Source organism: Arthrobacter sp. JCM 19049 (genome assembly GCF_001310435.1).
This window is the reverse complement of sequence record NZ_BAXF01000914.1, coordinates 1-571: the sequence shown is the minus strand read 5'-3', so window position 1 is coordinate 571 and position 571 is coordinate 1. Positions and strand designations below refer to the sequence as shown.

Here is a 571-nt window from a genome sequence, read left to right as displayed (position 1 = left end):
TTAAGGCCTCGGGCGGTGTGGTGTCACCGGCACCATGCCCGCGCCACTGACCGGCGGGCCGCCGGGGCAGGCCCGACTCCGTATACTCGTGATCCATGAGTTCGAAGCATCCCCACCTGTCACTGCCGGCCCTGAAACCATCCCTGCTGATGCTGCTCCTGCTGGCGGTGGCCGGTTTCGCCTCCTACGTCTTCAGGGAACCATCTACGTGCGTCTCCGGGGCGGCCGCGCAGTTTCCGGCGCTGGGACAGGTGGCCGCGGTGATCACCGAGCCGGGGCTGGTGGCCCTGGTGGTGCTCACCGGTGCGGTGGCGCTGTGGGGCTGGGCAAGGGATCGGGCGGCCTTCTGGCGCCTGGCCGGATCCGGGGTTGGGGTCATCCTGCCTATGCGGCCAGTGAGGGGATCAAGCTGCTGGTGACCGAGGAGCGCCCCTGCCGGACCCTGGAAGTGGTCACGGTGCTGGCGTGCCCGGAGGCCGGTTCCTGGTCCTGGCCCTCAAACCATTCGGTGATCGCCGCGGCCTTCGCCACCGCCTGCGTGATGGCGGTGCCGCGCCTCTTGTGGATCGTG

The 571-nt window shown here is 69.5% G+C and carries 1 protein-coding gene; it reads left to right on the top strand.

Features of this window, described 5'->3' with window-relative positions:
• The first annotated feature begins 149 nt into the window (after positions 1 to 149).
• Positions 150 to 419 (top strand): hypothetical protein, encoded by a 270-nt coding sequence (locus tag JCM19049_RS17090; RefSeq protein WP_279403511.1) that lies wholly within the window; start codon positions 150 to 152, stop codon positions 417 to 419.
• Positions 420 to 571 lie beyond the last annotated feature (152 nt).

Coding starts and splice junctions, on each gene's coding strand:
- JCM19049_RS17090 (WP_279403511.1), top strand. CDS start 150: ATGCTGCTCCTGCTGGCGGTGGCCGGTTTCGCCTCCTACGTCTTCAGG.